We start from the raw sequence: 16,767 nt of genomic DNA on the forward strand, positions 1-16,767 counted from the left end.
CCGACGACTCTTCGGCCGAGGCGACGGCGCAACGGGTGGGGACGGCGTCCCTGTCACTGACGGAACTCCTCACGGTGCAGGCCGGGGCAGGCCCGTGCCGCTGCCGGGAGTGCCCCGTAAGGGGCGCGGGGAACTGCGCGAGCAACCACAAACAACCCGCACACGCCGGACGGCCCCTAGCGTCGCGGGCACTCCTTCCACGCCATGTGGTACTCCGTGCTGATGTCCCCATCCGTGGAGTCCATCGTCATGAAGCTGGACTTCGCGGGATCAGAGGTGCCCGCGTCCACCCGCAACTCCGTGTTGATGTTGAAGTTGCGCCGCTCCCCGCAGGGCGCCCACACCAGCTGCGCCCAGTCCGTCGTGTCGGTGGCCTGCCAGTTGTCGTGGTAGGCGCCCTTGAACTCATGCGTGATCGATGCCGTGTTCGGCGAGCCCTGGAAGTAGTACGACGCCTTCTCGATGCCCTTGGCGCCCGGCTGGAGCGAGGCGTAGCCGCGATAGTCCGCGCTGGCGATCGCGTATGTGAAGCCCTGCGGCACATGCACGATGAGGTTGAGCTGACAGTTCTTGCGGAACGCCGTGGGAGGCGCCCCGGCGCCCGCCTGGGCGAGGTAGTCGCTGTAGGTCACCGTGAAGGCCGTGTTGTCCTCGGAGACGGCGACGGCCGCGGTGCCGAGGGGGCAGCCCGAGCCGTTCACCGTGGCGACCTCGATCACGATCTTGTCCGGGGGCGGATTCAGGATCGCGGTCGTGTCATGGGGGGAAAGCGTCGAGCCGAACAGCGCCGCGACGGCGCCGCTCAGCAGCAGTGCACCAGCCATGGTTCTCCGTTCCATTGCAAGGAGGGGGGTGATGGGAGAAGTGCGTGGTGCGTAGTGCGCGATGCGTGAGCGAGGGGGAGCGTACGGACCACTGGGGACCTGGGCCAGAGCGATGTCCGGCCATTCGCCGTCACCGACTCGACGGCCAACGCAGGGACTTGACGGGTATACGTCATGCCGAATCTCTGGTAGGAAACCTTCCTAACAGTACGCGGAACGTCGAACTCCCCCTCCTGGAGGCCCTCGTGCAAACCCCCCACTCCCCGCACCAACACCCCCGCGCCCTCACCTCCCGCCGCACCCTCCTCGCCTTCCTCGGCGCCTCGGCCGTGGCGGGCCCGCTCATCGCCTCGCAGACGGCGACGGCCACTCCCCCGTCAGCCAAAGCAGCCATCGGGCTGGACGAACCGGCGAAGAAGGAGATCGCCATGAAACTGGTCTGCAGCGCCGAGAACTCCAGCCTCAACTGGAAGGAGTACTACCGGTACTGCGAGGACATCGGCGACGGCCGCGGCTACACCGCGGGCATCATCGGCTTCTGTTCCGGCACCGGCGACATGCTGGACCTCGTCGAGCTGTACACCCGGCGCAAGCCGAACAACGTCCTCGCCACGTACCTGCCCGCGCTGCGCGAGGTGGACGGCACCGACTCGCACGAAGGGCTCGATCCCACCTTCGTACGCGACTGGGAGAAGGCCGCCGAGGACCCGGCGTTCCAGAAGGCGCAGAACGACGAGCGCGACCGCGTCTACTTCGACCCCGCCGTCAAGCAGGGCAAGGCGGACGCCATCGGCGTACTCGGCCAGTTCTGCTACTACGACGCCATCGTGATGCACGGCGACGGCAGCGACTCCACCAGTTTCCGCAACATACGCAAGCGCGCGCTGCGTTCGGCGAAGCCGCCGGCGCAGGGCGGCAACGAGGTGACGTACCTGAACGCCTTCCTGGACGCGCGCGTCTGGGCGATGCGGCAGGAGGAGGCGCACGAGGACACCAGCCGGGTCGACACCGCGCAGCGCGTGTTCCTGAAGAAGAAGAACCTCAAGCTGGACCCGCCGCTGGACTGGAAGGTCTACGGCGACCCGTACCACATCGGTTAGCGGAAACCTTTCCTCGCTGACCGCGGCAGGTGCGCGGGACGGCGTCCATCGCGTCCCGCGCGCTCACGCACACCTCTTGCTTCCCGCCGGTGGACATGGGTACCGTCCCGGCCAACTCCCGCTCTACGCGCGTCCACCAGCTCTGAGGTGAAAGATCCATGTTTCTTCGCATAACCGTGCTGACCGCCGCCACCGCCGCGCTCGTCACGGCGGGAGCCCCCACGGCCCCCGCCACGGCCCCCGCCACGGGCAGCGGCTGGCAGCGCGCCGGTGACGACATCACCTCGGGCGTCAGCGGGCTCGCGCTCACCGGCCGCGCGGACGGCGCCACGCACGCGCTGATCGTGCGCGACAACAAGAAGCCCGGCCAGAACCGGATCGCCGCGCTCACCCTCCGCCCCGGCCGTTCCGCGACCGTCGAGCCGCTCACCTGGGCGGACACCGGCGAGCCGATCGACCTGGAGGCGATCGAGGCGGTGCCCGGCACCTCCGGCGAGTACGTGGCGCTCGCCAGCCGGGGCCTCCTCTACCACCTCAAGACGACGGGGTCGACGGGATCGACGGGGTCGGCGGTCGAGGTCGTGGACGTCTCCCCGCTGCCCGCGATCGCTGACGGCGACGACTACGAGAGCTTCGCGCTGACCTCGCACCGCGGCAAGCTGGCGGCCGTCTGGGCCGACCGGGGCGCGGGCAAGGCCGACCCCTCGACGCTGCGCGCGGCCCCCTTCTCCTTCAACAAGTACGGCGAGTCCGACTTCGGCCCGGTCACCACCGCCGCCCGCTACCGCGCCCCCTACCCGTCGGGCGACGTCCGGCACGTCTCCGACATCTCGGTCACGGCCTCGGGCCGCCTCCTGATCAGCTCGGCGTCGGACCCGGGCGACGACGGCCCCTTCGACTCGGCGGTCACGGACGCGGGCAGGGTGTCGATCGACGCCCGCTCCGGGAAGGTGCGGCTCTCCGTCGCCAAGTCCCCCGGCCTTCTGCGGAAGTTCGACGGGGTCAAGATCGAGGCGCTGGAGTGCGCGCCGAACTCCCGCACCGCGATCCTCGGCACGGACGACGAAAACGCGGGCGGGTCGGTCAACTCCGCGAAACTGTGCGGTAGGTGACCGCGACTCACGTCGACAGCCGTCAGTCGTCCACCTTCACGTTGCCCGGCCTGTCGCGGCAGGAGCTGGTCTCGATCTCGTCGTCGGTGGGCCTGGCCTCGTTGCGCTCCAGGTCGGAGACTCGGCGCAGATTGGCATCGAAGTCGTGGATCCAGTCGCTGCTGCGTGCGTAGTCCATGAGGGCCTGCCGGAGCTTCTTGCAGTCGTCGCGATGGCCCTTGGTCATCGCGATGCCGTAGTCGTTGATCGGGCCGAATGTCATGCCGCGTTTGACGGTGAGATCGGGGTTGGCTTCCATGAACCCGTAGAGAATCAGCTGGTCGGTGGAGACGGCAGCGACAAGCTCACCGTCAACCTTTCTCTTCTCCTTCAGTGCTGTGACGCACTGCTGGGCGTCTGTCATCTCGACGGTGCGGATCTCGTCATACGCCGGTTTGCCCAGCTCGGCTGCGGAGGTGGTGTTTTCCCAGACGCAGACGACCTTTCCGTTGAGGTCGCTGAGGTCCTTGTACTTTTCGGCGTCCTCTTTCCGTACGAGGATGCCCTGTCGGGTGGATGCGTAGGGGCCCACGAAGTCGAGCCCGTCACCCTCTTCCGACGTCGGCTTCATCCTGCTCTCCGTGATCGAGTAGGTGGCCGCGACAAGCTGGACGTCCCCCTCATGCAGGGCGTGCGCCCTGTTCTTGGACAGGACGCCTTCGAAATCCGGTGACTTGACCCCCACCCTGCCGAGCACCTCCCGGGCGACCGTGATGTCGAACCCGTCGAACTCGCCGTCGTGGGGTGAGTAGCTCGTACCTGGCTGATCGCCCTTGCTGCCGACCTCGACTTTCCCGTCGGCGAACATCGACGAGGGTTCCGAGGAGCAGCCGGCCAGGGAAGCTCCCGCAAGGGCCACCACGGCGGCCCCGGTGCGAATCATGCGGGAACGGCGCCCTAATTTGCCCATGAACAGTCCTTATAGGTCGTTTCGGTTCTCAGTCGTTGTGCAGCGTGCCGCGGGCCTGCGTAAGGCGCATGGAGCAGCCCTCATCCGGCTGCACGTGGACCGCGAATCGGACCGCTCCCGCACGGCCCCCGAGGTCGAAGTCGACGGTCGACTGCGCGAGCACCTTCGGGCTGTGCGGGGTGATGCCCGGGGTGATGGCGGTGATCATCGCCGTGGTCCTGCTGACGCAGGTGGCCGTGTCCGGATCGTTGTCCTTGATGGTCAGCGTCAGACGCAGCTTGTCCCGTACGTCACCGGAGGCCGGCCGCGTCATCACCACTGTGAGTGTGTCGCCGGGGTCGTCCACGGGCTGCGTGCCGCGGATGGTCATCTCCACGCCGACCTCGCCGGTGCGGTCGACGTCCACCCAGGCGAGCGCGCCGCCACCGCAGCAGATCGCGGCGGCGCCGACGAGGACGGCGCGGACCATCCGGTCGGCCGGGTACAGGGCGGCGGCGCCGGCGACCAGCAGGGCGAGGGCCGTGAGGACGTAGAACCACACGTACTGGCTCTGCGGGCCACCGGGCCACCGGGCCACGGCGAAGATGGCGAAGCCGATGGTCGCGGCGATGACGAGACAGGCGGACACAGGGAGCCACGCGACGTGCGCCAACGGCCGTCTGAGCTCCCATTTGAACGTGGCGTTGTCACCGACCGAGCCGAACGAGGACGAGCCGACGCCACTGGAGCTGACGGTGCCGGCCTCGGGGCCCCTGTCCGCGCCGGACCCGGCGGAGCTCACGCTCCGTCCCCGCCGTGACGAGTGCCGCCGCCGAAGTGGAAGGTGGCGCCGTCCCCCACCGAGCCGATGGCGGCGGAGTCCGGGCCGTGGGCCGTGACGTGGTACGAGCGGGTGGGCGCCGGGGCCGCTGCCATGAGTTCCGCCAGGCGGGCCTCGTCCGGACGGCGGTCCCGCTGTTCACCGAGCCACGCCGTCAGGGCCGTGGCCAGCCGCTGCCTGTCCTCGGGGGAGAGCGCGCCGAGCAGCTGGTCGGCGCGCTGCTCGCTGCGGCCCTCGGGCAGGGTGATCGGGGTGTCCTCGCCGCTCCCGCGGCGGAAGAGCCCACGAAAGTAGCCCTGGCCCGCGTCGATCGACCCGTCCGTGACGCGCTGTGCGGCACTCGCCACCATGGCGGCGCCCAAGGTCTCGGCCGCCAGCGAGAAGTAGGTGGCGAGTTCGGCGGAGATTTCAGGAAGACTGGTCATGGGCGCCCCCGTCACTGGCCTTTAGTGTGCTGTGTACTGCTTCAGCACCGTCAACGGGCCTATGTTAGAGGGTTGTTGATGTTACTGACAGGCGTTCCACGGGCAGCGTGCCCGTGCGGAACGGGAAGTCGGCCCCGTTCCGCGGGAGTTCATGAGGCGCGGAACGGAGCCGACGGTAGGTCAGTGCACCCCGGCAGCAGAAGGCCCCGTGGGTGAGGAGTGCGTGCGCTGTTCGGCGATCGCCTCGCCGCCCTCCATGGGTGCCGTGACCTCGTCGTCGTCGCGGCCCTTGCCGATGTGGTTGAAGACCAGGTTCAGGAGTACGGCTGCCACACAGCCCGTCGAGATGCCCGAGTCGAGGATGATCTTCGCGGTCTCCGGGAACGCGTGGTAGAACTCCGGCGCCGCGATCGGGATCAGGCCGACGGCCAGCGAGACGGCCACGATCAGGACGTTGTTGTCCTTCTCCAGGTTCGCCTTGACCAGGGTCTGGATGCCGCTCGCCGCGACCGAGCCGAAGAGCACGACGCCCGCGCCGCCGAGCACCGGGCGCGGCACGACGGCGATCAGGGAGGCGGCCATCGGGCACAGGCCCATCAGGACGAGGAAGCCGCCGCCCGTGGCGACGACGTACCGGCTGCGGATCTTCGTCATCGCGACCAGGCCGATGTTCTGCGCGAAGGCGCTGCACATGAAGCCGTTGAAGAGCGGGCTGACCGCCGAGCCGAGGCAGTCCGCGCGCAGGCCCGCCGCGATGGTCTTCTCGTCGGCCGGACGGTCCACGATCTCGCCGAGGGCGAGCATGTCGGCCGTCGACTCCGTCATCGAGACGACCATGACGACGCAGAGGGAGACGATGGCGGCGGCCGCGAACTGCGGGGCGCCGAAGTGGAAGGGCGTCGGGAAGCCGACGATGTCCGCGTCGCCGACCGGGCTGAAGTCCGTGACGCCGAACGGGATCGCGACGAGCGTGCCGACGACCAGGCCGAGCAGGACCGCGATCTGCTTGACGAAGCCGGTGGTGAAGCGGCGCAGCAGCAGCACGATGATGAGGGTGATGCCCGCCAGGCCGAGGTTCTTCATCGAGCCGTAGTCGTCGGCCCCGGGGACGGGTCCCTGCGCCCAGCCGAAGGCGACCGGCATCAGCGAGATGCCGATGAGGGTGATGACCGTACCGGTGACCACGGGCGGGAAGAACCGCACCATCTTCGAGAAGAACGGCGCCGCTATGAAGCCGAGCACACCGGCGACGATCACCGCGCCGAAGATGATGGGGATCGCGTCGTCCTTGTCCTTCGTCGAGTCGACGACGGCGAGCATGGGCGCGACACCGGCGAAGGTGACGCCGTTGACGAACGGCAGGCGGGCGCCGATCTTCCAGACGCCGAGGGTCTGGAGGAAGGTGGCGAGACCGGCGGTGAACAGACACGCGCCGGTCAGGAAGGTCAGTTCCTTCGCGGAGAGGCCGACGGCGGCGCCCACGATGAGCGGCGGGGCGACGACGCCCGCGTACATGGCGGCCACGTGCTGAAGGCCGGTGGTCGCCATCTTCAGGGGTGGGAGCTTCTCGTCGACCGGGTGTATGACCCCCTCGCCGGAGTCGGAGTCGGAGTCGGGGGTGGAGTCAGGGGTGGTGCCTTGCTTGGTGAACCTGGGCTGAGTGGCCACTGTGGCTCCTCCGGTTGTTTTCCAGTACCGGCTGGGCGCCGGCACTTTTCGCTTCTGGGAGGTGGGGGGGGGTGGTGCGTGGTGCAAGGACTTACTCGGTATTCGGTTGTGGAAATGCGCCCAGGTAGTACTGACCGCCCCGAGAACGTGAAGCTTTGGGCCACGTTCTCGGGGCGGCACTTGAGCAGCCCGCTCGGCTGCTCAAGTCCGGTCAAGGGCCGTCCCCCCTGACCGGAGTTCTTGGGTTCAGCTCTCGGCGGCGATCCGCGCGAGGCGCTGCGCCTCGTCCCGCGTGGAGCGGGCGATGGCGTCCTCGTCGGCGTGCAGCAGGCGGCCGTTCTCGACGACCGGCCTGCCGTTGACGAGGGAGAGTGTGACCGGGGCCGCCGCGCCGAAGACGACGGCGGTCACCGGGTCGGCGATCGAGGCGTGCCCGATGCCGTCGATCTTCCAGAGAACGAGGTCGGCGAGCTTGCCCGCCTCCAGGGAGCCGATCTGCGTGGCCCGGCCGAGGACCTGGGCGCCGCCGTACGTGCCGAGGCGCAGCGCCTGACGGGCGTTGAGGGCGGCTTCCTTGTGGGCGCCGAGGCGGTTGATCAGCAGGGCGTTGCGCAGCTCGGTGTGGAGTTCGCCGGACTCGTTGGAGGCGGTGCCGTCGACGCCGAGGCCGACGGGGACACCCGCCTTCAGCATGTCGGGGACGCGGGCGATACCGGCGGCGAGGCGCGCGTTGGAGGAGGGGCAGTGGGCGACGCCCGTGCCGGTGCGGGCGAACGCGGCGATGTCGGAGTCGTTCATGTGGACGCAGTGCGCCATCCACACGTCGTCACCGAGCCAGCCGGTCGACTCGAAGTAGTCGGTGGGGCCCTTGCCGAACAGCTCGTGGCAGAACTTCTCCTCCTCGACCGTCTCGCTGCCGTGGGTGTGCAGACGTACACCCAGGCGGCGGGCCAACTCGGCGCCCTGCTTCATGAGTTCGGTCGACACGGAGAACGGCGAGCAGGGCGCGACGGCGACCTGCGTCATCGCGTCGAAGGAGGCGTCGTGGTGCTTCTTGACGGTCTCCTCGGTCGCGGCGAGCGCGCCCTCCAGGGTCTCCACGGCGAAGTCCGGCGGCAGGCCGCCGTCCTTCTCGCTGCGGTCCATGGAGCCGCGGGCCAGGGTGAAGCGCACGCCCATCTCGGAGGCGGCGCGGATGATCGACCCGGACAGGTCGCCGGAGCCCCGCGGGAAGACGTAGTGGTGGTCCATGGCGGTGGTGACGCCGCCGCGGGCCATCATGCCGAGGGAGCCCTGCGCCGCCGCGTACGTCATCTGCTCGTCGATGCGCGCCCACGTCGGGTACAGCGCCGTCAGCCAGTTGAAGAGGTTGTGGTCGGTGGCGAGGCCCCGGGTGATCCACTGGTAGAAGTGGTGGTGGGTGTTGATCAGGCCGGGCGTGGCGAGGTGGCCGGTGCCGTCGACACGGCGTACGACGTTCTCCAGGCCCTCGGGCGCCTTGCCCGCGCCGATGGACTCGATCTTGTTGCCCGCTACGACGATGTGGCCCGAGGCGTACTCGGTGTCCTGGGCGTCGACGGTCGCGATGGCGACGTTCTCGATGACGATGCGGTCTGCCGATGCTGCCATGGTGCTTCCTTTGTGGGTGAGTGGCGTTGGGGGTCCCCCCTGCTCATGAGGAGCCTGGGGGAGGGCACGGCATGACCCTAGGAAGATTTGAGTGCCGCGGCGGTGCTCTGCGCGCTGCCACGGGTGCCGAGATGGTGGAAGAAGAGGTTGAGCGAGACCGCGACGAGCGCGCCGGCGCTGATGCCGGAGCCGAGCACGGTCTGTGCCCACGCGGGGAAGTCGGCGTAGAAGGTGGGCGCGGCGAGCGGGATGATGCCCGCCCCGAGCGACACGGCCACCAGGATGATGTTGGAGCTGTCGTCCAGGCCCGCCTCGGAGAGCGTACGGATGCCGCTGACCGCGATGGAGCCGAAGAGGACGATGCCCGCGCCGCCGAGGACCGGCATGGGGACCACGTTGACGACCGCGCCGAGCACGGGGAAGGCGCCGAGGACGATGAGCGAGGCGCCCGCGACGGCGACCACGTAGCGGCTGCGGACCCGGGTCAGCGAGACGACGCCGACGTTCTGCGCGAAGGCGGAGGTCGGGAAGCCGCCGAAGACCGGTCCGACGAGTGTGGCGATGCCGTCGGTGCGCAGTCCGCGGGTGATGGTCTTCCCGTCGGTCTTGCGCTCGCAGATCTCGCCGAGGGCGAGCATTCCGGCCGAGGACTCGGTCATCAGGACCAGCATGACGATGCAGAGCGAGAGGATCGCGGCGGGCTGGAAGACGGGGGCGCCCGCGGCGAACGGCGTGGGCAGCGCGGCCAGCGGCGCCGACTGCACGGAGGTGAAGTCGGCCATCCCGAAGGGGATCGCGGCCAGCGTGCCGATGAACATGCCCGCCAGCAGGGCCACTTGCCTGAGGAAGCCGCGCCCGAAGCGCTGGAACATCAGGATGACGACGAGCGTGAACGCGGCGAGCGCCAGGTACCTCATGTCGCCGAAGGTCGGGTGTGTCTCGTCGCCGCCCTGCGCCCACTTGACGGGTACGGGCATCAGCGTGACGCCGATGAGCGTGATGACGACGCCGGTGACCAGCGGCGGGAAGAAGCGCAGCAGCCTGCCGAAGAAGGGGCCGATGACGAGACAGAAGACGCCCGCGACCATCACCGCGCCGTAGATCGCGGGGAGTTGCTCGCCCTTGGCGTTGGTCTCCGCGATGGCGAGGATGGGCGCGATGCCGGCCGAGGAGGCGGCGTTCACGAAGGGCAGGCGGTTGCCGACGAAGCCCTTGACGCCGAGGGTCTGCAGGATGGTGGCGAGACCCGCGATCAGCAGACCGGCGGCGATGAGCCGGGTCTGGGCCACGGTGTCCAGGCCGCAGGCCTGGCCGATGATGAGCGGAGGGGTGACCACACCCGCGTACATGGCGGCGATGTGCTGGAGCGCGGCGGGGACCAGCCGCGAGGGGTGTAGCTTCTCATCCACCGGGTGACAGTCGGGAGTCGGTTCGTGGGCCGACTCGGAAGCCGACTCGGAAGTTGACTTACCGTCACCTACGGGTGAGGTGGAACACGGGCCTTCTGCCGGCCCCTTTGCAGGCTGTGCCATTGCTGTTCCCTCCGGTGTGGCGCACCCCCGCCCGCTGCGGCGGGGCGGGGGCGCGCGTCCCGCGTCAGAGGTTGGTCATGTCGACCGGGATCTTCGGCTCGACGCCGTCCCGCAGGATGGTGGCCTCGATGAGGCCGTAGGGGCGGTCGGCGGCGTAGTAGACGGCTCCGTCCTTGGCCTCGTTGTCGAGGCCGAAGGGCGAGAGGTCCTGACGGAAGTGGTGCTTGTTGGGCGCGGAGAAGCGGATCTCGTCAATCTCGCTGCGGTTGTTGATGACCCGCGAACCCATCTGGTACAGCGTCTGCTGGAGCGAGAGCGAGTAGGTCTCCACGAAGGCGTGCAGGATGTGCTTCTTCGCCTGCTCGTAGGACCGCTCCCAGGTCGGCATGCGCTGCTCGTCGCTGGTCCAGTTGTGCCGCCACCAGGTGGACAGGGAGGTGGCGAGGATACGGTCGTAATCCTCTTGCAGCGTCGTGTACTTGTCCTTGATGTAGCCCCAGAACTCGGAGTTCGTAGAGTTCATCACGGTCAGGTCCTTCAGACCCGAGAGGACCTCGAACTGCCCGTCCTCGTACGTGATCTGGGCGAGCCGCGTCTCCTGGCCCTTGCGGACGAAGGAGTGCTTGACCTCGTCGGCGCCGATGAACTTGGCGTTGCTGTCGGAGCCGCCGATGCGCTCCCAGGAGTACTCCTCGATCCGGATCCGCGCGCGGTGGATCGAGGGCTGGCTGTCCACGAAGTGCCGGGCGAGGTGGATGCCGTACTGCTCGGCCGACTCGATGCCGTACTCCTTGGCGAACGCGAAGCAGGTGTTCTTCGTCGTGTCCGTCGGCAGGCAGTTGGCGTTCGAGCCGTTGTAGTGGACGTCGTCCAGGTCGCCGGAGAGGGCGACGGAGACGTTCAGGTCCTTGATGTGGTGGGTGTCGCCGTCCCGCGTGATCTTTACGACCCGGTTCTCAGCCTTGCCGTACTGGTTCTGTCCCAGAATGGTGGGCATGTCTGCTAGCTCCCTCGGTAAACGGAGTAGCCGAACGGGTTGAGCAGCAGCGGTACGTGGTAGTGCTCGCCCGGCGTGACGGCGAACGTGATCGCCACCTCCGGGAAGAACGCTCCGCTCGCACCGCTGTCCCGATTCGCGGGGGCGTCCTGCTGCGCCTCGGCTTGCTTGTTCTTCAGCTTCAGGAAGTACGCCTCGGTCTCGAAGTCGAGACGTACGTGGGTCACGCCTTCCGGCAGCGCCGGGAGGTCCTTGCAGCGCCCGTCCGCGTCGGTCGAGCTGCCGCCGAGCGGCTGCCACTCCACGTCGGAGCCACCGCGGGCCGACAGGGAGATGGCGACGCCCTCCGCGGGGCGTCCGACGCTGGTGTCCAGGATGTGCGTGGACACCGACGCGGTGGTTTCCGTACTCATGCGGTCTCTTCCTCTTCCAGGTCTTCGACGAGGCGGGTCAGGCGGATGCGGTTGATCTTGCCGAGCTCGGCGCGGACGATCTCCCGCTCCTGCTCGGGCGAGTTGCCGATCCGTTCCTTGACGGCGTCCCGCATCTGCTCACCGGTGCGGCCGGTGGCGCAGATCAGGAAGACGTGGCCGAACTTCTCCTGGTACGCCAGGTTCAGTTCGAGCATCTCGGCCTTCAGCTGCTCGGAGGCGCCCGCCATGCCCCGCTGCTCGCGGGACGAGGTGGGGTCCCCCGGTTTCGGGCGGCCGATCGGCGGGTGCCCCGCCATCGCCTCGGCCAGATCCTCCGCGGTCAGCTCGGCCATGGCGGCGTCGCTCGCGGCGAAGAGGGCTTCGACGGTGGCGTAGGGGCGCTGGGAGAGCAGCTTGCTCCCCCAGGCCGAGGAGGCGCAGGCCTCGTGGAGCGCGGCGGTGGCCGCGGACTCCGCCGAGGCGTTGAACCGGGCTAGGCCCAGGGTCGTACTCGAAGTCACGGGTACCTCCGTGGCCTTGTGCGGGTCGGGCTGCGGATAGCTAACGCCAGCCGAAACACCACGTCAACACTTTGTTGAAAACTTCGAGTAACAAAGGCCGCCTTCCGTTAACCGGATGGCGGCCTTCATGAGGACGGGGATCAGGAGGAGCGGTTCAGGTAGTTGTACACCGTGAAGCGGCTCACCCCGAGGGCGGCGGCGACCGTTTCGACGCCGTGTCGGACGGCGAAGGCGCCGCGCGCCTCCAGGATCCGTACGACCTCCTGCTTCGCCTTGCGGTCCAGCTCCGCGAGCGGGCGGCCCTGCTTGCGCTCCAGGGCGAGCAGGATGTGGTCCAGGGAGTCGGCGAGCTGCGGCAGCCGTACGGCCACCACGTCCTCGCCCTCCCAGGCCAGGACCACGTCGTCGGTCCCCGCCTCGTCCGGCGGCATCAGCCGGCCGCCCATGGCGTCCACCAGCGGCTTGACCGCGGTGACGAAGGGGTCGTCCCCGAAACTGGTCACTTATCCGCCTCCCCCGGCTTTCGCGGCGCCCCGCGTTCGCCGATCACGTTGACCTGGAGCGAGACGCGGGTGGCGCCCGCCCCCAGGGTCCGGCGCAGCATCGCGTCGACGGCGGTCAGGACCGCGTCGACGTCGCCCTCGGCGGTGTTGCCGAACGGGCCCACGTCGACGGCGTCCAGCGGGGCGCCCTGGATCACCTCACGGGCCACCAGCGCATGCGGCGGGGCCTCGTCGAGATCGAAGGGTTCGGTCGTGAACTCCACTCTCAATCGCACGCGGCCCAACCTACTGCCGACGCTCGAAATTTCGGCAGCCCCCTCTTGACAGCTTCCGCGGATCGGAGGCAGTCTTCCATCAAGCAGAAATTAACTTCCGCAATACGGAAGGAGCGCGGAAGCCCCATGGGATACTCCGACCAGCGCTTCAATGTGAACCTGTCGATCCTCTTCACCGAGCTCCCGCTCCTGGAGCGCCCCGCGGCCGCCGCGAAGGCCGGCTTCGGCGCGGTCGAGCTGTGGTGGCCCTGGGTCGACGCCCCCACCCCTGAGCAGTCCGAGCTCGACGCCCTGAAAAAGGCGATCGAGGACGCGGGCGTCCAGCTGGTGGGTCTGAACTTCTACGCCGGACAGCTGCCGGGTCCCGACCGCGGCGCCCTGTCCATCCCCGGCGAGGAGAGCGCGAAGTTCCGCGCGAACCTCGCGGTGGCGGCGGACTTCGCCGAGTCGCTCGGCTGCAAGGCGCTCAACGCGCTGTACGGCAACCGCGTCGACGGCGTGGACCCGGCCGTCCAGGACGAACTCGCCCTGGAGAACCTGGTGCTCGCCGCCCGCGAGGCCGACCGCGTCGGCGCGATCCTCCTGATCGAGGCGCTGAACGCGCCCGAGTCGCCGAAGTGCCCCATCGTGAGCGCGCCCAAGGCGATCGAGATCGTCGACAAGGTGAACGCGGCGAGCGGGCTCGGCAACACGAAGTTCCTCATGGACCTGTACCACCTGTCCATGAACGGCGAGGACCTGCCGTCGGTCATCGAGCAGTACGCGGCCAGGACCGGGCACGTGCAGATCGCGGACAACCCCGGCCGCGGCGCCCCCGGGACCGGGTCGCTCCCCCTTGAGGGCCTCCTCGACCAGCTCAGGAAGACCGGCTACGAGGGGTGGGTCGGCCTGGAGTACAAGCCCGGCGACCGCCCGAGCGCCGACGCCTTCGACTGGCTGCCCACCGAGGCCCGCGCCGCGCGCTAAGCGCCAACTCGCTGAGCGCCAACTCATCGACGTACGACAAGCTTGAGAGCAGCAGGAGAGGCACCCTCATGAGCAACCTTCCCAAGATCGCGTGGATCGGACTCGGCATCATGGGCTCCCCCATGTCCGAGAACCTGATCAAGGCGGGTTACTCCGTCACCGGCTTCACCCTGGAGCAGGACAAGCTGGACCGGCTCTCGGCCGCCGGCGGCACCGCCGCGAAGTCCATCGCGGAGGCCGTCAAGGACGCCGACGTGGTCGTCACGATGGTGCCCGCGTCGCCGCAGGTCGAGGCCATCGCGTACGGCCCCGACGGCATCCTGGAGAACGCCAGGTCGGGTGCGCTGATCGTCGACATGTCGTCGATCACCCCGCAGACCTCCGTGGACCTGGCCAAGGCCGCCAAGGAGAAGGGCCTGCGCGTCCTGGACGCCCCGGTCTCCGGCGGCGAGGCGGGCGCCATCGAGGCCGTCCTGTCCATCATGGTCGGCGGCGAGCAGGCCGACTTCGACGAGGCCAAGCCGCTCCTCGAAGCACTCGGCAAGACCATCGTGCTGTGCGGTCCGCACGGCTCGGGCCAGACCGTGAAGGCCGCCAACCAGCTGATCGTCGCCGTGAACATCCAGGCGTGTGCCGAGGCCGTGGTCTTCCTGGAGAAGTCCGGCGTCGACCTGGGGGCCGCGCTCGACGTGCTGAACGGCGGGCTCGCCGGCTCGACCGTCCTGACCCGCAAGAAGGACAACTTCCTGAACCGGGACTTCAAGCCCGGTTTCCGGATCGACCTGCACCACAAGGACATGGGCATCGTCACCGACGCCGCCCGCAATGTCGGTGCCGCCCTGCCGGTCGGCGCGGTCGTCGCCCAGCTCGTCGCCTCGCTGCGCGCGCAGGGCGACGGCGGCCTGGACCACTCCGCCCTGCTGCGCTCCGTCGAGCGCCTCTCGGGCGCCGAGCTCTAGTCACAGTGCTGGAGAGCTCCCTTTGAACTTCCGGGCCGTGGCGGCGCTGACACCTGTCCTGTCGCGCCCAGGCGCCGCCGCGGCCCGGAACCTCATCATCAACTTCAACAAACTGTTGACGTAGCAGTTCAGGGGTCCTTACGCTCCGAACACCTCAGCAGTCACAGCACGGAAGGTCACGATGTCGAAGCGCGTGCTTACGACCGAGTCCGGCGCCCCCGTCGCCGACAATCAGAACTCCGCCACCGCCGGCGTCGGTGGCCCGATCCTTCTCCAGGACCAGCACCTCCTGGAGAAGTTGGCCCGCTTCAACCGTGAGCGCATCCCGGAGCGCGTCGTGCACGCCCGCGGCTCCGGCGCGTACGGCTACTTCGAGGTGACCGACGACGTCACCGGCTTCACCCACGCCGACTTCCTCGCCGAGATCGGCAAGCGCACCGAGGTCTTCCTGCGCTTCTCGACCGTGGCGGACAACCTGGGCGGCGCGGACGCGGTCCGCGACCCGCGTGGCTTCGCGCTGAAGTTCTACACCGAGGACGGCAACTACGACCTCGTGGGCAACAACACGCCCGTCTTCTTCATCAAGGACCCCCTGAAGTTCCCCGACTTCATCCACTCCCAGAAGCGCGACCCCTTCACGGGCAAGCAGGAGCCGGACAACGTCTGGGACTTCTGGGCGCACGCCCCCGAGGCGACGCACCAGATCACCTGGCTGATGGGCGACCGCGGCATCCCCGCCTCGTACCGCCACATGAACGGCTACGGCTCGCACACCTACCAGTGGACGAACGCCAAGGGCGAGGCCTTCTTCGTCAAGTACCACTTCAAGACGAACCAGGGCATCCGCTGCCTCTCCTCGGACCAGGCCGCCGAGATAGCGGGCAAGGACGCGAACAGCCACCAGACCGATCTCCTCCAGGCGATCGAGCGGGGCGTCAACCCGTCCTGGACGCTGCACGTGCAGATCATGCCCGCGTCCGAGGCCGCGGACTACCGCTTCAACCCGTTCGACCTCACCAAGGTGTGGCCGCACAAGGACTACCCGCTGCAGCGCGTGGGCCGCCTGGTCCTGGACCGCAACCCGGACAACGTCTTCGCGGAGGTCGAGCAGGCCGCGTTCTCCCCGAACAACTTCGTGCCGGGCATCGGCCCCTCGCCCGACAAGATGCTCCAGGGCCGCCTGTTCGCCTACGCGGACGCGCACCGCTACCGCCTGGGCGTCAACCACACCCAGCTCGCGGTGAACGCCCCCAAGGCGACGAAGGCCGACAACTACGGCCGCGACGGCCTGATGGCGTCCAACGCGTACGGCCGCGACCGCAAGAACTACGAGCCCAACTCGTACGACGGCCCGGTCGAGACCGGCCGGCCGCTGTCCGCGCCGCTCGCGATCGCCGGTTACACGGGCACGCACGAGGCCCCGACCCACACCAAGGACGACGACTTCTTCCAGGCGGGCGAGCTGTACCGCCTCATGTCGGAGGACGAGAAGTCGCGTCTGGTGGCGAACATCGCCGGTGGCCTCTCGCAGGTCTCCCGCGACGACGTCATCGAGAAGAACCTCGCCCACTTCCACGCCGCCGACGCCGACTACGGCAAGCGCGTCGAGCAGGCCGTCCGCGCCCTGCGCGAGGACTGAGCGAGCCGGCAACCCAAAGGCTGCGCCGGTGAGTTGACGGGAGGTCATCTCACCGGCGCTGAGCCCGCACCGCCGTCACGGACCCGGATGAGGGGTGGTACGTGACGCGGGCGGGCGGGCACGGTCCGCGGCGGCTCTGCGAGCCAGTGCGGTGGTCAAGGTCCGCGGCTTCCCTCTCGACCTGAGAGAGGGAACCCCACGGCCCGTCGCACCCGCCGCGGTCCCAGCCCCACCCCGCCCCTACGGGGCCCACGAACTCCGCCCGGCAGCGCGTATGCATGTTCCGCCAGTCGCGCGCGGTCGGGCGGTCACAACTTCAGACATCCCCTGGCCAGAGCGGCCACCGCACGGTCGAAGTTCGGGTCCGCCAGGGCCGGTGTGGCCACGAGCAGCCGCCCTGTGAGCGAGGACACCTCGGTCATGGTCCACATGATC

17 protein-coding genes and 1 pseudogene are annotated in these 16,767 nt (G+C 68.8%); 5 read left to right on the forward strand and 13 right to left on the reverse strand.

What is annotated here, in order from left to right:
* Positions 1-176: 176 nt before the first annotated feature.
* A complete protein-coding gene (locus tag ACWDVB_RS39030; RefSeq protein WP_451517668.1) occupies positions 177-824 on the reverse strand; it encodes a DUF4360 domain-containing protein in 648 nt (215 codons plus the stop codon).
* A gap of 245 nt (positions 825-1,069) precedes the next feature.
* On the opposite strand from ACWDVB_RS39030, the gene ACWDVB_RS39035 reads away from it, so the two are divergent.
* Entirely contained in the window at positions 1,070-1,924 is an 855-nt protein-coding gene (locus tag ACWDVB_RS39035; RefSeq protein ID WP_451517669.1) for a chitosanase, read from the forward strand.
* Positions 1,925-2,082: 158 nt separating this feature from the next.
* Positions 2,083-3,036, forward strand: a complete 954-nt coding sequence (locus ACWDVB_RS39040) for a hypothetical protein (RefSeq protein WP_451517670.1) — start codon at positions 2,083-2,085, stop codon at positions 3,034-3,036.
* Between the two features lie 22 nt (positions 3,037-3,058).
* Here the strand turns inward: ACWDVB_RS39040 and ACWDVB_RS39045 are convergent, their stop codons facing one another.
* The 11 genes from ACWDVB_RS39045 to ACWDVB_RS39095 all read right to left on the reverse strand — a co-directional run bounded on the left by ACWDVB_RS39045 (position 3,059) and on the right by ACWDVB_RS39095 (position 12,768).
* Positions 3,059-3,883 (reverse strand): transporter substrate-binding domain-containing protein, encoded by an 825-nt coding sequence (locus ACWDVB_RS39045; RefSeq protein WP_451517671.1) that lies wholly within the window; start codon positions 3,881-3,883, stop codon positions 3,059-3,061.
* 130 nt (positions 3,884-4,013) lie between these two features.
* Complete coding sequence (locus tag ACWDVB_RS39050) at positions 4,014-4,766, reverse strand: hypothetical protein (RefSeq protein ID WP_451517672.1); 753 nt, start codon at positions 4,764-4,766, stop codon at positions 4,014-4,016.
* On the reverse strand, positions 4,763-5,230 hold the full coding sequence (locus tag ACWDVB_RS39055) for a hypothetical protein (protein ID WP_451517673.1): 468 nt from the start codon (positions 5,228-5,230) through the stop codon (positions 4,763-4,765). The genes ACWDVB_RS39050 and ACWDVB_RS39055 overlap by 4 nt, the downstream gene beginning before the upstream one ends.
* 180 nt (positions 5,231-5,410) lie before the next feature.
* Positions 5,411-6,778, reverse strand: coding sequence for a nucleobase:cation symporter-2 family protein (locus ACWDVB_RS39060; protein ID WP_451517695.1), 1,368 nt, complete (start codon positions 6,776-6,778; stop codon positions 5,411-5,413).
* Between the two features lie 366 nt (positions 6,779-7,144).
* Positions 7,145-8,527 carry an 8-oxoguanine deaminase gene (locus ACWDVB_RS39065; RefSeq protein ID WP_451517674.1) on the reverse strand — a complete coding sequence of 461 codons (1,383 nt, stop codon included), beginning with the start codon at positions 8,525-8,527 and terminating at the stop codon, positions 7,145-7,147.
* Between the two features lie 77 nt (positions 8,528-8,604).
* Positions 8,605-10,059 (reverse strand): nucleobase:cation symporter-2 family protein, encoded by a 1,455-nt coding sequence (locus ACWDVB_RS39070; RefSeq protein ID WP_451517675.1) that lies wholly within the window; start codon positions 10,057-10,059, stop codon positions 8,605-8,607.
* 64 nt (positions 10,060-10,123) lie between these two features.
* Positions 10,124-11,056 (reverse strand): factor-independent urate hydroxylase, encoded by a 933-nt coding sequence (gene pucL, locus ACWDVB_RS39075; protein WP_451517676.1) that lies wholly within the window; start codon positions 11,054-11,056, stop codon positions 10,124-10,126.
* 5 nt (positions 11,057-11,061) lie between these two features.
* Positions 11,062-11,469, reverse strand: a complete 408-nt coding sequence (gene uraH / locus ACWDVB_RS39080) for a hydroxyisourate hydrolase (RefSeq protein WP_451517677.1) — start codon at positions 11,467-11,469, stop codon at positions 11,062-11,064.
* Complete coding sequence (gene uraD, locus ACWDVB_RS39085) at positions 11,466-11,990, reverse strand: 2-oxo-4-hydroxy-4-carboxy-5-ureidoimidazoline decarboxylase (RefSeq protein WP_451517678.1); 525 nt, start codon at positions 11,988-11,990, stop codon at positions 11,466-11,468. The genes uraH and uraD overlap by 4 nt, the downstream gene beginning before the upstream one ends.
* 140 nt (positions 11,991-12,130) lie before the next feature.
* Positions 12,131-12,493, reverse strand: coding sequence for a helix-turn-helix domain-containing protein (locus tag ACWDVB_RS39090; RefSeq protein WP_451517679.1), 363 nt, complete (start codon positions 12,491-12,493; stop codon positions 12,131-12,133).
* On the reverse strand, positions 12,490-12,768 hold the full coding sequence (locus ACWDVB_RS39095; RefSeq protein WP_451517680.1) for a hypothetical protein: 279 nt from the start codon (positions 12,766-12,768) through the stop codon (positions 12,490-12,492). The genes ACWDVB_RS39090 and ACWDVB_RS39095 overlap by 4 nt, the downstream gene beginning before the upstream one ends.
* Before the next feature lie 126 nt (positions 12,769-12,894).
* Between ACWDVB_RS39095 and ACWDVB_RS39100 the strand changes: the two genes are divergently transcribed.
* The 3 genes from ACWDVB_RS39100 to ACWDVB_RS39110 all read left to right on the forward strand — a co-directional run bounded on the left by ACWDVB_RS39100 (position 12,895) and on the right by ACWDVB_RS39110 (position 16,332).
* Positions 12,895-13,734 (forward strand): TIM barrel protein, encoded by an 840-nt coding sequence (locus ACWDVB_RS39100; RefSeq protein ID WP_451517681.1) that lies wholly within the window; start codon positions 12,895-12,897, stop codon positions 13,732-13,734.
* Between the two features lie 68 nt (positions 13,735-13,802).
* Positions 13,803-14,693 (forward strand): 2-hydroxy-3-oxopropionate reductase, encoded by an 891-nt coding sequence (locus ACWDVB_RS39105; protein WP_451517682.1) that lies wholly within the window; start codon positions 13,803-13,805, stop codon positions 14,691-14,693.
* A 181-nt stretch (positions 14,694-14,874) separates the two neighbouring features.
* On the forward strand, positions 14,875-16,332 hold the full coding sequence (locus tag ACWDVB_RS39110; protein ID WP_451517683.1) for a catalase: 1,458 nt from the start codon (positions 14,875-14,877) through the stop codon (positions 16,330-16,332).
* A gap of 332 nt (positions 16,333-16,664) precedes the next feature.
* Here ACWDVB_RS39110 and ACWDVB_RS39115 read toward each other — a convergent pair.
* Positions 16,665-16,754, reverse strand: a pseudogene (locus ACWDVB_RS39115) (YqgE/AlgH family protein); the annotation flags it as partial.
* Between the last annotated feature and the right edge of the window lie 13 nt (positions 16,755-16,767).

The organism is Streptomyces sp. NPDC003379, assembly GCF_053589195.1.